This window comes from Photobacterium sp. R1, assembly GCF_054600795.1.
Window position 1 is genome coordinate 1 of sequence record NZ_BAAHZP010001082.1, and the last position, 230, is coordinate 230.

Sequence of the window (230 nt, forward strand, 5' to 3'; positions counted from 1 at the left end):
TCTGTTGCGCAGGGCTTCTTCAGGAGATTGTCACCAATCGCGATACGGACTGTGTTCAGGTTATTGTGGTAAAGGCACCAGTTCACCATGGCCGGATCCATTGCGATATCCCTGTGATTGGAGATGAACAGATACGCTTTATTGGGGTCCAGTTTATCTAAACCAGAATGTGTGACACCGTCACAGGAATGTTCGATGGTCGCTGCCATATATTTGGCAACTTGTAACTG

At 47.4% G+C, this 230-nt stretch carries 1 protein-coding gene; it reads right to left on the reverse strand.

All coding sequences use genetic code 11. The features are described from left to right. A partial coding sequence (locus ACYP03_RS28400) for a 1-acyl-sn-glycerol-3-phosphate acyltransferase (protein ID WP_459782993.1) occupies window positions 1-230 on the reverse strand: 230 nt, incomplete at both ends.